Source organism: Pontibacter deserti (genome assembly GCF_023630255.1).
Classification (GTDB): domain Bacteria; phylum Bacteroidota; class Bacteroidia; order Cytophagales; family Hymenobacteraceae; genus Pontibacter; species Pontibacter deserti.
Genome location: NZ_JALPRS010000001.1, coordinates 1,564,586 through 1,578,400 on the forward strand (window position 1 = coordinate 1,564,586; position 13,815 = coordinate 1,578,400).

Here is a 13,815-nt window from a genome sequence, read left to right on the forward strand (position 1 = left end):
TTTATACTTAGATCATCAATGGTGATAAATAAAAATCAATTATAAATTGATGACTTCCTGCTGATTTCATGGTTTACCACCACTCCTAATTCTTAACTTCAAGGGTACCTACCTTTGGTAAAATCTGGATCACAAATCTACGATCGCGGATATCACCTTTACGGCCTGCACCTTCAAAGCCGCTTCCGGCAGCAATAAGCTCTATTCTGTCTTTAGGAAATTTTATACCGGCACTTTGCCAGAACTTAAGAAGTGATAGTGCACGCTGGTAACTTAACTGAAGTGCATATTCCCGCTGCGTAACATTACGGGGGTCACCAGCCGGAAAACTGGCAGCGCGCCCATCAATTACGATCAGGTATTTTACATCTTTCTCGTCTATCGAATTGATGACCTGGCTCAGGTTCTGGCCTGCCCTGCGTAGTGGTACCCGCGAACGCTCAGGTATAACAGCACTGCTTTGTTCGAACAGTACATCAACTAATAACTCGTGGCGTTTATACTTTTCATTGTACTGGAAATAGTCGTCATCCAGGCGGGCGAGAGCGGCCTTTATTTCATCCAGTTTGCGCTTTTCCTGCACTTCAACCTGCAGCCTGGCAATGTTCTCACGGTTCTCCTGGTCTTTGCCTTCAAACATTTTATAGCTCAACACAAAAAGCACCAGCATCACCAGGAAAAGCACTGTCATCAGGTCGACGTAACTGGGCCAGAAAAAGTCTCTGCTCTCCTTGCTCATACTTACCTCCTGCTATTCCCGCCACCGAATATTTTACCAAGCGCCGCTTTAAAAGGACCAGGTTCCATACTTTTCAACATCAATGTGTTTAGGGTATGTATCTGCTGCAGTAACTGCTGCTGAATAACAGCATCTGCTTCCATTTTCTGGAGCAGGCGTTCGTTTGTCTGGCGTATCTCACCGGATAGTTGCTGTTGTGTGGAGTTAAGTCTTTCCTGCTGCTGATTCAGGTTCTCGAAAGGCTGCATGTAATCCAGGATGCGCTGGTAAATGTTGTCTTCGTTCAAGTTCCTGAAATGCTCCTGCCACTTTTCGTATGCATTCTGTGCATCGCGTTCCTGGTGTTGCAAACGTGCCTCCATCAGGTCAGTCAGGCGCAGTGCCGCTTTATCAAAATACTGCTCTATCCGAGAGCCAATATCTTGTAATTCGCGTTCGTGCTGCCCAAAGAAATTAACCTGCCGTTGAATGGATTCGTCGTGTTTTTGCAGGTAGCCCGGCACCTGGTCAAAGCCTTCCTGCAGGCTGGTTAAGCGGCCAAGTACATCACTAATCGTATGAGTTAGTTCCGCACCTTTCTGCACCGATTCGTTTAGCGCCACCTGGTACTGCATAAAGTTCCTGAACAACTGCTCGCTTTCCTTCATCTTATCGAACACCTGCAGGTTAGCATTCGCCATCTGCGTGAAGCCAATTTTATCCAACTTCTCAATAAATTCTTTTTGGGTGCTGATGTTTTCGGTAAGGGTATCAACTATAGGCCGGAAGCCCAGTACTTTGTCGAGGAAATCTTTATTAAACGAATCCAGCACTGATTTCAGGTTGCTTAAGCTAGCAGCCATGTCAGAGTTCAGCTTTGGCAGCAGGTGCGTTTGCAGGAAAGTATAATAATCATTTTGGCGTCTGTCTCTTATACTTCGGGCATTCTTCAAGGCATGATTTCCCATCAACGTAAGCAATAAACCACAGAAGCTACCGGCCATGGCAATCATCACCCCAAACAGAAAAGAAGGAATGTTCTGATCAGTTATAAAAGAGCCTGCCGTACCATCATCTGAAGTAAAACCCGACCAGATCAAACTCGACAAACCGATAATGACACCTGAAAAAGTACCCAGCAAACCAATGTATAGCGGTGTAGTAATGGTAGACTGTACTTCTGCATCCAGGGCTTCGGAGTAGCGCTCCGACACATCTTTCAAAATATCGAAATCAGCAGCTGCACCCTTATTACGTTTCAGGTACTCGTTGGTGTTTTTGATGATCTTACTGAACGTCTCAGACGGATTCCGGACTTCGATCAGATCTATAGTTGCAGCACCTTTCCCACCCGAAGCCACTGTACTTACCAATGCATCCGGATCGCCCTGCACCAGGTAAATATTATGCCCCATTACAAGCTTATCAAACTTTTCGCGGGCAATAGTATAAGCCGGCACCGGACCACCTTTCGCTTCAATGTGCAACAGGTCGTTCTCTACAGAAACTATCCGCTTTACAGTTGGGTTGGATGGCGTAAATTCGCGGAAAGGTTTGCCTGCCAGGAGTGCCGTCCATAGTAGTTCAGTAGTCTGAGTTGCGGTGGTAACTTTTGGCGCAGTATGATCGAGCAATGATTCCGTTACGGATAGTTGTTCTTCGGAAGGAAACAGGTTCTTGATGAGCTCAATTTTAACCTTGTTATTCCTGTATACATAAAACTGGTAACCAAGTATAGCAAGTACTAAAAGTGCTTCAAAAATAAATATACCTTCCATGTAAGCGGGTTATCTGAAATCGATTCTGGCTTTCTCCTGTATTCTCCAGCCGTTGTTTACTTTAGCCAGCACGCCATCCTGCTGCTGCACTATCCTGGATACCATGCGGTTCGATGGCTTCTCAAAATCAAAGGCATTCTCCAGGCGATCTATACCTTGTGAGATAACAAAAGCATGATTTCCCCCCAGATTAAAACGGTAACGCGTCATGTTGCTGCCATCAGCCGGGGTATCAATTTCAATATAACTATCAGAATCGGGTCGCAGCTGCAACTGGTGCTGACGTATCACCCCGTCTTCCGGAATAATAGCGTATAAGATTCCTGATTCTGCAAGAACTTCCGACTCAGCCTCCGGCATAGGTGCTGGCTGGCTTAATCCGGCTTCCTGTTCCAGTTCATCCAGCAGATCGCTACCTGCTATTTCAAGTCTGATACCATTTGAGGCTGGTAGTTGCTGCTCTCTTTCTGGCTCATTATAGTTCATTCTTTCTCTTGGTTCGTTACGTCTGCGGTTCTCCTTTTTACGTTTCTGCTGCTCCGGCTGAAGGGTTTCCTGCTGTTGTGGGAGTTGTTTTTCCTGCGGACGTCTTTCCTGTAGTTGGCGATCTGGTTGTGGAGTTTGTCTTTCCTGTTGTGGCCTTTCCTGCTGAGGTTGTCTCTCCCGCTGTTTCTGACGTGGTTCCTGTCGCTCCGGTTGCTGCTCTTGTCGCGGCAGGTTTTTTCGGCCAGTCTCTGTTTGTTCTAAAGCAGGCTTAGTCCCACGATTAGAAGCGCTTTGTAGTTTATTCTGATTTGCCTCAAGGTATTTAATACGTTCCTTCAGCGACTCTATCCTTTTTGATAAAATATGATGGGTGCTGTTAGCCCTGAGAAAAGCAAAACCTGCTCCTGCCAGCGCTATTATACTTATTATAACTGCAATTGTAACCATCTATAAAATTGTTTTTCTGATTGAGAAGTAATGTCTTTTAAAGTATAAATATACCATCCACCATTCCTAACTATAATTTGCAGGAGTGATGGATGGTATACATTAGAACCTATGCACTTTAGGAAATAGCCGTTACCTGTGCCTGCTGTTTATACAGCTCTTTCGACAGCAAGTATAGCGACTGCTTGAGCGGCATGAAGAACATAGTCTCGTGCAGTTGCTCCCTGTCTGTCAGGCCACGTACAGTGTCTTCCAGAACCATCGTGTAGCTATCCTGCAGGTTCATGCGCATAAACTCCAGCACACGTCTTGGGTCCACTTCTACGCCCATCGAGCGCATCAGCGGCGAAATATCCGGATCGTCCAGTAGCATGGTCAGGCAGTTCATCACGTTGTCCATCACTTCCTGGCGAAGTTGCCCGGTGATCTGTGTCTTAGTTACTGGAGCAAGAGCGTCTGCAATGTTGGCCGAACCAGTAGGACGCATGATCGGGATGTTGGTCAGGTCGTTCAGGTCGGTTCCTTCCAATGCCATGGCACCGCCGTTGGCTGTTACCTGCTTCGGATTATCTACCAGTACCAACTTAAAATTAGCCGGTGGCTCCTGACCCGTTACCTTATGGAAAATAGCTTTGGCATAGCGCTCCACATTCGACAGGTTATTACCAGCACTCAAGAGCTTGATGTATAAACTACCGCGGCCGCTGAACGAGATGTAACGAGGCACTTTCACGTCTAATTGCTGCACCAGTTGTGCCAGGTGGTACATCAGCGAACCAAAGTGCAGGTAGAACATCAAACGCAGCTGACGCGCCTGCAGGAGCTGAGAACTATAGTTTAGCTCCTTGTCGTAGCTGAACAGCAAGGAGCTGATGTCGGCAGAGTTGAAATCCGGATTGTCCAGGGCTGTTTCCAGGAACTTACGGTATTCACGACCTTCTTCTGTTAAAGGTATGCGCAGCACATGATCTACCCCATACTGCAGCAGACCGTTGTCTTTCTGAGTCTTTACCGTAGCAAAGCCATCGCCCCACAGGTCGTTCCCAGCAAAGCGGAACGAGGAGCTATGCGAAGGTCTGCGGTTGGTGAACAGCAGCACGTCGGTCGTACCACCACCTATGTCCACGTTGATCAGGTTCTCGTCCTGGCTCGGCACCACCGCACCGGTCCTGGACAGGAAGTAAAACGGCGCTACCGACTCGGTAATGCACACGGTTGTTCTGCCATTCTTGAACACGTTGTTATACACGGTATCCCACACGTTCTGGAACATGTTGCGTGAGTATTCATCAAAGCTCAGCGGCGCAAACCACACGATCTTGGTGCTCGCCACGTTGCCATGGTTCAGTACCACCTTGTTCTTGATCAGCAGCATGATCTCGGTGAAGAACGCTTCAATACGGCGTTTGCCGGTGTTAGTCAGCGTCTCGCTCCACTTCAGATCGGTGTGGTAGGTCTGCTTGTACTGGTCCTGGTGCGTACCTTCGGTGTTGATCGAGAAACCGATGTTGATGTTACCAAACAGGTTCGTGATCTGGTTCTCAAAATCCAGCGACTCGCAGGTTGCCGTACGGGTTGGGAAGTTATATAAAGAGCCTCCAGAACCGATGATCAAAGGTATAAATTCGCGCTTGAGCAAAGTCTCCACAGCAAACAGACGGCCGAAGCCACGCTTGTGGAAACGCTGGTAATCTGTCAGCGAAGGATCGTCGGAAGGCTTGTTCAGCATAACCAATTGCTGGTCGTTAGCCGTGATAGAAAACTCACGCGGCGGCTGGTTAGCACCCGAAGTATAAGCAATGTGCGTGTTCGAAGTACCAAAATCGATAGCAAAGGTAAAGTTATGGATACCCTGCTGCATTTCCTGAAACTTCGGCACGATGAGCGCCTTGCCTGTGAAGTCTACACCGGCATGCGTAAACTCAGCATAATCAAAATGGGTACCACGTACTTCATAATAAGTGCTGCCAGCGCTGCTGTTACTCTTCTTGGTTCTACGATGTGCTGTAGCCGAAATAATACCGCCACCAGCTTCCAGTTGCTTGCCACCTACAAAGAAGCTGAGCGAGTGGTTCTTGTTTACTAGCAGCGGATCAATGTCTTCGTCCACCAGCATGACCTTGTAGAAGTCATTGTACTGCACCGCGTCGGTAAACTTGTAGAACGGAAACACACCCAGACCAATTCTGGATTTCAGGATATGGCCTTTTTCCGGAATCACGTTGCCATGCGCGTCTTTCGAGTTCAGCGGATTATCGTAGTAGCTGCGCTCGTACACCACATCTCCGCGCTCGGTCGGCACACGCAGCGTTACGCGCACGTGGTTCACATCGATGTGGAAGGTCAGGTGGTTGGACAGGTCTTCCGGGTTGAAGAACTGGAAGTATAAGCTGGTAACCGGCAGCAGGTAATTAAACGATTTCTCCGTTACGCCCGGCTGGTATACCACGGTACCGCTGTAGAAACGGTCGGTATTCACCTCGTAAGGCACCTGCACCAGCGTCTCCTGTAACAGGTCGTTGATGGTTAAGTATGGATAGTTGAACCCGACGCCCGGAAGTGAACGGTTCTCCAGTGGTTTTTCATCGTAATATCCGACTACCGTATTTACCGGCCAAGCCAGGTTATTTACATACTTTATATTCGGTGCCAGTCGCAGCTCAGGTTTTAGTACGATTGGTCGTTCGCCTGCAAAACCGGTATGGGTTGGGCGAATGAACAGATCGCTGCTCGTAACGGCTGTCTGATCTTTCTTCACCAGGAAGTTCAGGTGGCCGACATGTACCGGGTTCTGCTGGAAATCTACCAGTTGCAGATATTCAGAAGCAATGGCGTTCTGTCCTACATTACCGGCCATGTTGATCTTGCGCAGCAGGTTCTCGTCCAGTGAATTATACACCGCCGGAAATGCCTGGATCATCGCTGGGTTCGACACAAACAGCTTGTGCACATACTCCCTGAAATCCTGCTCACGGTCTTCCAGCGACACATAGTTATGGTCGAAGTAAGTACCGATGTTCTGCGCACGGTTTATACTTAATGGCTGCACGTTTGGCGCTACAAACAGGAAGGTCAGTGGTGATGTACCGCCGATCAGCTGCATGTGTCGGTCACCGCGTGGGCTTGTGGATTCGAAGAAGATCAGGAAAATATCATCGATGCCCTGGAAGCGGCTGTCGTTCATGAACAGCTCCAGCGTGCGGCCCAGCAAACTCGTGTTCGGGTTTGCCTGCATGGCACCCAGTTGCTGGTGCTTGTTCCAGCGACGGATTATGATCTTGTTGCCCGCCTGTGCGTAGCTCTGGTGGTTATAAAGCAGTTCCCACAGATCCCAGAAATGCGTCACAAATTTGTGATATACAGTATTTGTGTTGTTACCTGCTACACCACGCTTTACAAAGTCGAAAGCGGTTTCGAACAGGTGCATACGGGCAAACGGCGTAGGTATAGAAGCATTGATCTTCAAGGCTCTGCCACCGGCGCCATCGGTTATATCTTTAATCTCGGTGCTTGTGATCTGGCTGGTTTTAGCCCAGCCTTCCACGTTTGATCCGGTTTTATGTAGACGAAGTACTTTCGGCATGTTTGTTTCAGTTTGATTAAGTATTGTTTGCCTTTTATGGCGCGAGCGTCTTCGCTCGTGACTAACTATAGCTGGGCTTCTGGCCCTTAACTTTGTTTTCCGGATTTGCAATCCGAAAGAGAGAATTGTCCCCTTGAGGGGACTATAGGGGTGTTAAGTTCAGTTTTAGTTTCGATGCTTTGATTAGCAGCTACTACTCGTGCACGATTACACCCCTTTGGTCCCCTCAAGGGGACAATTTCACTAACTATACTTCAGCTTTTCCTCCACCAGGTTTTTAGTCGCAGTTTCGAATGCTTTTATAGTGGCCTTGAAAGCATCGCGGTCGGAGATGGATTCTGAGGCGCGGTTAAGCTCTTTGACAAAGGAGCCCTGGTGAATGCCCTTGTTCAGGAAACCGGTCTCGATCTGTTTGTCCGACACCATGCGGTTGAAGTCTGTTTCGTTCAGGTTCAGCGCAGCAAAAGTTCTTTCCTTGCGGCTAAGCTCACGCAGCCATGCCTGGTAACCGAACTCCGGATTTGTCAGGAACTTGTTCAGTTCGCGGAACACCGGTTCGTTACGGATAGCGCTGGTCAGATCCACACCTTTGGCATAAGCGGCTTGTGCGTCGCCTGGAAGGTGCGTAGTATAGTAGCGCTCAAAATAATGGAAACGGATCAACTGCTTGGCAATACGGTCCTTGGTCTCATTATCGAGGTGTTGGAACTGCACGTTGCTTATGTCCTCGCGGAGGCCATACTCGTGGTATACTTCATTACCCGAAAGCTCATTGTCGGAGTAATCCATAAAGTCTACGATTGCCAACGCGCTTAAAAGCTCTACTAAATGTGCGTCATTTCGCTGGCTGGCTCGGCCCGGGTTGTTCTCCATAGGCTTGTCCGGCGCGTCGCCCATGTAGTATACCGCATTCACGCCATTCAGGTGGTTTTGGTAATACGACAGCGCGTCTTTCGCTTTGGTAGTAAAGGTATTAGAATCGATAAAGTCGGCTTCTACCCCAGCAGCAGGTTGCTCCAAAGAAAAGTATGGCAACACCACCATGGCCCCTGTTAGGGCTGTATTTATACTGGCAGCATTAGGCAACGTTGTGCGCGGATCTTTGAAATTTTTCAGCAGCAGCGGGAAACCGGCAGCGCCTGTTCCACCAAATATCGAGCTAACAAAAAAGATACGGTCGCCCGGCTGGAAGTTCGAAGCAAAAAAGCGCATTTCCGGAGAATCAATGATCTCGTTGAGTACCACGCTGCCCACATTCGGACTACCACGGAAGCCCACATCAAGGCTGTTGTTCAGGTTCTCGGGCGTAAACAGCAAATCCATCAGCGCTTGGCTTTCGATGTCGAGCTGGTTGTAACCCACATGGTCTTTAAAAGGCTTGTTAATGCCGCCGAAATCATACACAAAACTATCGCGGATCTTGGCAGTACCATCACCGGCTATACTTGACAGGGTGCTGATATCGGTGTGGAAGAAACCTTCGTCGCGGCGACCAAGGGAATCGTGAATGTGCTTGTAGGTTTTTAGCAGCTCCACGGTGCGGTTCATGTCGCCGTTCTGCGTGTCCGGATCAATGATGATCGGTACGATTTTATCACAGTTCTGAATTTTGACACCTGCGGCCATCAGCATGACCAGCGAACGGATCACACGGGAACCGGTGCCACCTATTCCGAATACAAAAAGCTTTGCCATAGTTATTTTTTGTTAGGCCATTTCATAGGAGTTGTCCATGCCTGCACGGAGCCTCTTTTGAGTAGTATAGAGAAAACGAAAAAAAGGATCAGGCTGTATATCACGTTCACAAAAGCGAACATGTACGTGTAAGAGTGCTTCTCGATCTCGTTGCCGCTCACCTGCGTGATTGGGATAATGAAGGCGATGATCGCGTTCAGGATTAGGAACATTACCCAGTGCTGGGTTTTATACAGGCCAGTGCTCATGGCGCGGTTCAACACATAGTAGTACAGAATAACGATTCCCAGTGTGATGATGAACAACATCAGCCCCGTGTTCGGGAAAACCACCTCGCGGTAATCGTTGGTGAAGTTTGCAGGGATTGGCCGGCCTAAAACCAGTTCGTAGAGTCCAGAAAAAAACTTTTGTATCATGCTTGTTAGTCAGCTTTGTTAAATTGTATGGTTGCATTAAAAACGAAGTCGCTCTGGTCGCGGTAAAGCGCCTGAACGCCATCTATTATCTTGGTTAACTGGTAAGTCTTTTTCGGAGCCGCTGCCGGGTTGTTGTCGTTATCGGTTGACCATGTCGTGATCCAGTTTGGCGTAACCTGCGGCAACTGCACGGATATGGTACCCGAATTAGCGGTTAGCTCGGGTACGCGCACCCGCACAAAATGACTATGCTTAGCCAGGTCCGGTGTGGCTTTTATACTTTCGTCGGCGGCTGTAACCGAAACTATAATTGGCCTGCTGCCCGTGCTGCTTACTTTCAGATTCTTTTTTAGGTAATCAATACTTTGCATGGACATCGGCAGGCTGCTCAGGTCCAAACCAATTGTAAATTCGACTGGTTCTTTCTTTTCAGGCTGCATATTTACCGAGGTACACGGATCGGCGTTGCGGCTGCTGCAGTACACTACTCCGGCTGGTTTGAATTGCTTTTCTTTAAGTAGTGCAGAGTATGGTACGGCCTTATACTCAAAACCAAAGTATGCCTGCTGAGCCGGCAGGTTACGAAGCACTTTATTTGTAACCACCTGCACATCCTGCTGCTTCCCAATCACCCAGATATAATAAGGAATCTCTTCGCCGTTGAGGGCGCGTCTTACCTCAGGCTTCTTTACAGCCGGGTGATACGTGCCGAAGAAAGGCGATGAATTGGCAAGTATAGCAATGGCCAGTCCCTGGTGCTCGGCTTCTCTAAGGCTGCTCCTGATGTCCGAATCCAATGAAATAAACTGCCCCTGGTCGCGCGGGTCCGGGCCATGTATAAAATCCGAAATAATAATGCTGACAGCTCCTTGGTCAATTGACTTTTGCAAAGCAGCTTTTAGCATAGCCGGTAGCGGTGTGCCTCGCACATCATCCTTGATACCACTAACGATATAACTTTTCATGGTATTGTATGACACGCTATCCAATACAGGACGACTTTGCGCGTCTTCCTTAGCCAGGTAAAAAGCCTTTTTAGCTACGTAGCGTCCGTCCTCTACTTCCGAGATCAGCTTGTTCAGGTTATTCTGGAAGGTTGTAGCTTCTTTGCCGGCTGCCGGTGTTGGCATAAAGCCTTTCATACCGTTCGATATTTCCAGAAATACATTCACATTTACCTTTTCGGGTGCAGCAGTTACTGCAGGTGCTGTAGATGCTGGCGTTTTAGTGGCAGCGGGTCTATCATTTTGAGCCGGTGCTGTGGTAGCAGGGTCGGTTTCGTCGTTTCCGGACTGCTTTTTAAAACACCCGGTTAAGACGAACATGATGAGAAGTAGTAGCAAACAGGAGCTACGCACAATCCTTTTTAGAAGCATGCATTTATATTTATTGGCCGTTGGGCAATACTATGAAAACGTAAATAAGGTTTTTTAGTACATCCGCTATGCCATTATCGACAGTTTAGGTATTATATTAAAGTATAGCCCATTAACGATATAAAGCGCTGCTTAGATACATATACTATGATAAAACCTTACAGGAAGAAATATAACCGAACTTATACTATAGCCGTTTCAGAAGCTTCAGACATATAAATCAAAAGACTTCTGAGAAAAATGTATAACACCAGCGAAGTTAAAACTGCTGATAAGCTTATCAGGGAACAATTGGTAGAACTACTTAAAGGTGGGTTTGCCCCAAACGTTATTCTGTTGCGCGAGTTCACATTTGATAAAGCCGGGGTTATACTTGATGGATTACATTTTTCAGCCTGGATACTGCTGGGTCATATTCATGGGCGGCACCTTACACTGCTGAACTTTATGAAAGACCCAGCAAACAATCTGGATGTATGGCCCGAAGCACCTTGGCCCGAAAACCATAATCCTGAAAATGAGCAGGAATGGAACGCAGCAATAGATAGCTATGAAAAGGACCTGGCCGAGATGATGGCCTTGGTACAAAACCCTGCTTATCCTTTATTTGAAATACAGCAGAACGGCAAAACCTTCTCTTGGGCTGCCTTGACGGCATTACACCACACCGGCTACCATATCGGGCAACTTAAAACCATAGGCAGACAACTGGGAGTCTGGTAATTTTATTCCTGATACAAAATTTCCTGTGAGGCGATGATTTCCTCCTTTAGCCGCTCAAAATCTTGGTGTGGTGGGGTCACAGCATAAGACATAGGTTGTCCTATAGTTGTAGGATATCCCAGAAACCTGATCAGAGGACCTGCAATTACGTTTGCCTGCTCTGCCTGTTCTTTTGTGAGGTGGTTCATCCAGTAGCCAGATTGTCCTTTTTTAAGATGTTTCGGGTTATGTTTTTTCAGTGTATCAAAGCTCATTGCATCCTGTAGTTCTTCCCTCTCCTCCTGGCTAAGTGTTATGCCTAAATACTGCAGCAAACGACCCAACTCTGCCTGGAAATCAAGCAGGAATCCTTCGTAAAAACAGATGTGAATGTGGTGTTCTTTACTTAACCGCAAGTGGTCGAATACATGCCAAACCCACTCCTGCATCAAATCGTTAAAGTGACTTTCTAGATACTTTTCCGGCTCAGTTATTTCCTGCGGGTAGTACTTGAGCATATAAGCTGAAGTATAATATTTAGAAGCCGATATAGCCCTGTCACGCGGGTCTCGGACAATGTACACTTTCTTATCGAACAAGTTTAGCAACTCACCGCTGCGCTTACAGATCGGGGAATGTGTCCAGACGTGATTTGTTTGTGAAATGTAATTTCTTATATCTTCAACAGGCATTTTAAAAATGCTGCTGATGCGGTAACTATACTGGAGGTCAGTTATGTCCAATACATCAATGCTGGCCTGGCTCGGGTAATTCAGATCCCACTCTTTTGCTAACGTATAAATGGGTTGCTTTTGGATGTAACTGGTTGTATCTGTTCCTGATTTTTGCAGCAGTTGCTGTAAGATCTGGTAAAGCCAGAAGTTGCCACATTTGGGTGCGCCGCCCTGCAGTATTTTCATAGATGGTGTGCCTTTTCCTGATTTTAATGCTACCTATACGAATTCTTTTTAGCCTGGTATAAAATACTGACTACTAGTTGCTATACGTACCTGACACCACACAACAATTGTACTAAACAGATAATCAACCTTTTACAAGCCATACCTTCATTGGTAAATTAAACTTCCAAACAACAACTCTGATGCAGCTTTTCAGTACATGTAAAGCGGTAACCTAACTATTTGGAGGCTTCATGAGAAATATTTTTCCTTTCCAGTCAAAGTTAAGCTCTGATCAGCGCAGCCGGCAGATGCAACAAGCGCCACGCCTGATCTGGTTTACAGGCCTGTCAGGGTCAGGTAAAAGCACCCTTGCTTTACGCCTGGAGCATCACCTTTTTCATCTGGGCTTTAAAGTATACTTACTTGATGGCGACAACCTGCGCAGCGGGCTGAACAGCGACCTTGGATTTAATAACGACGATAGGAAAGAGAATATCAGGCGTGTAGGCGAAGTGGCAAAACTGATGCTGGATGCAGGCCTGATAGTGATCTGCGCTTTTATTTCGCCTTTCGAAGAAGAGAGAGAACTTGTAAAGAATCTGGTAGGAGAAGAGAAGTTTACAGAAGTTTACGTGAACTGCCCGCTTACCATCTGCGAAGCCCGCGATACCAAAGGGCTTTATCAAAAGGCAAGAAAAGGTGTTATCGCTGATTTTACAGGTATAAGTGCACCTTATGAGCCACCGGTTTCACCTTGCGTTGAAGTGCAGACTGGGGAAGAATCTATTGATGAATCTGTTTACAAACTGATAAATTTTATAGAGCCACTTCTGGAAGTACAGGAAAAATCAAGCACACTGCTTTCTGAATGGAGTTTAAAACCTGAGGCTTTTACATTTCTGCCTTAAAGTATAAGTTGGGCACAAACAGAACTGTTCATGTTCCTCAATTGCTCGAAACAGCCCGAGAGGCCGCACTTCAGGCTGGTAAAGCAATTATGGATGTATACTTATCCGGAAATTTTGGTGAGACTACAAAACAGGATACCTCTCCCTTAACACTTGCCGATAAAGCAGCACACGACATCATAACGCAACACCTGCAACCTACAGGGCTGCCTATACTTTCTGAAGAAGGAAAACACGCAACTTTTGACGTCCGGAAAAACTGGAACAGGTACTGGATAATTGATCCGCTGGATGGCACCAAGGAATTTCTGAAGCGCAACGGCGAATTTACAGTAAATATCGCGCTGATGCAGCAAAACAGACCGATTGCGGGCGTTGTATTTGCTCCTGTTTTAGATACGTTATACTTTGGATCGCAGCAAACAGGTGTGTACAAACAAACAGGCGGAGAAACTATAAGCTTGCTCCCATTACCCGAAAGGATAACAATTGCAAAGCTTCTGCAGAAACCCGAAGTTACAGTTATTGCCTCCAGAACACACCTTACACCAGAGACGGTAGCATTTACAGACCAGTTCCGGAAAGTGCAGTTTACAACTATGGGCAGCTCTCTTAAGTTTATGTTGCTGGCAGAAAACAAAGCCGACATTTATCCCCGTTATGCACCAACCATGGAATGGGACACTGCAGCGGCACACGCTATACTTCACGCACTTGGCAAAGGCATCTACCAGACTGATCTGCAAACCGAACTGGAGTACAACAAACCAGACCTGCTTAATCCTTCTTTTGTAGCTTTTTGAT

11 protein-coding genes are annotated in these 13,815 nt (G+C 47.1%); 3 read left to right on the plus strand and 8 right to left on the minus strand.

Annotation, left to right across the window (positions count from 1 at the left end; genetic code table 11):
- Positions 1–85 precede the first annotated feature (85 nt).
- From MJ612_RS06720 to MJ612_RS06750, 7 genes are all read right to left on the minus strand, one after another.
- The gene (locus tag MJ612_RS06720) at positions 86–739 is read right to left on the minus strand and encodes an OmpA family protein (RefSeq protein ID WP_187032632.1); all 654 of its coding nucleotides are present in this window, start codon (positions 737–739) and stop codon (positions 86–88) included.
- 2 nt (positions 740–741) lie between these two features.
- Positions 742–2,496 carry a hypothetical protein gene (locus MJ612_RS06725; RefSeq protein ID WP_187032634.1) on the minus strand — a complete coding sequence of 585 codons (1,755 nt, stop codon included), beginning with the start codon at positions 2,494–2,496 and terminating at the stop codon, positions 742–744.
- Between the two features lie 9 nt (positions 2,497–2,505).
- The gene (locus MJ612_RS06730; RefSeq protein ID WP_187032636.1) at positions 2,506–3,429 is read right to left on the minus strand and encodes a hypothetical protein; all 924 of its coding nucleotides are present in this window, start codon (positions 3,427–3,429) and stop codon (positions 2,506–2,508) included.
- A 118-nt stretch (positions 3,430–3,547) separates the two neighbouring features.
- Positions 3,548–7,012: an acetate and sugar kinases/Hsc70/actin family protein gene (locus tag MJ612_RS06735; protein ID WP_187032638.1), complete on the minus strand. Its 3,465-nt coding sequence runs from the start codon at positions 7,010–7,012 to the stop codon at positions 3,548–3,550.
- 243 nt (positions 7,013–7,255) lie between these two features.
- Positions 7,256–8,707 carry a hypothetical protein gene (locus MJ612_RS06740; protein ID WP_187032640.1) on the minus strand — a complete coding sequence of 484 codons (1,452 nt, stop codon included), beginning with the start codon at positions 8,705–8,707 and terminating at the stop codon, positions 7,256–7,258.
- 2 nt (positions 8,708–8,709) lie between these two features.
- A complete protein-coding gene (locus tag MJ612_RS06745; RefSeq protein ID WP_187032642.1) occupies positions 8,710–9,123 on the minus strand; it encodes a hypothetical protein in 414 nt (137 codons plus the stop codon).
- Between the two features lie 5 nt (positions 9,124–9,128).
- Positions 9,129–10,448, minus strand: a complete 1,320-nt coding sequence (locus MJ612_RS06750; protein WP_187032644.1) for a hypothetical protein — start codon at positions 10,446–10,448, stop codon at positions 9,129–9,131.
- Positions 10,449–10,739: 291 nt separating this feature from the next.
- Here MJ612_RS06750 and MJ612_RS06755 point away from each other — a divergent pair, with 291 nt between their 5' ends.
- Positions 10,740–11,222 (plus strand): hypothetical protein, encoded by a 483-nt coding sequence (locus tag MJ612_RS06755; protein WP_187032646.1) that lies wholly within the window; start codon positions 10,740–10,742, stop codon positions 11,220–11,222.
- A 2-nt stretch (positions 11,223–11,224) separates the two neighbouring features.
- Here the strand turns inward: MJ612_RS06755 and MJ612_RS06760 are convergent, their stop codons facing one another.
- A complete protein-coding gene (locus MJ612_RS06760) occupies positions 11,225–12,121 on the minus strand; it encodes a sulfotransferase domain-containing protein (protein ID WP_187032648.1) in 897 nt (298 codons plus the stop codon).
- Positions 12,122–12,354: 233 nt separating this feature from the next.
- On the opposite strand from MJ612_RS06760, the gene cysC reads away from it, so the two are divergent.
- Both cysC and cysQ read left to right on the plus strand, forming a co-directional pair.
- The gene (gene cysC, locus MJ612_RS06765; protein ID WP_187032650.1) at positions 12,355–13,011 is read left to right on the plus strand and encodes an adenylyl-sulfate kinase; all 657 of its coding nucleotides are present in this window, start codon (positions 12,355–12,357) and stop codon (positions 13,009–13,011) included.
- Between the two features lie 8 nt (positions 13,012–13,019).
- Entirely contained in the window at positions 13,020–13,814 is a 795-nt protein-coding gene (cysQ, locus tag MJ612_RS06770; RefSeq protein WP_187032652.1) for a 3'(2'),5'-bisphosphate nucleotidase CysQ, read from the plus strand.
- Position 13,815 lies beyond the last annotated feature (1 nt).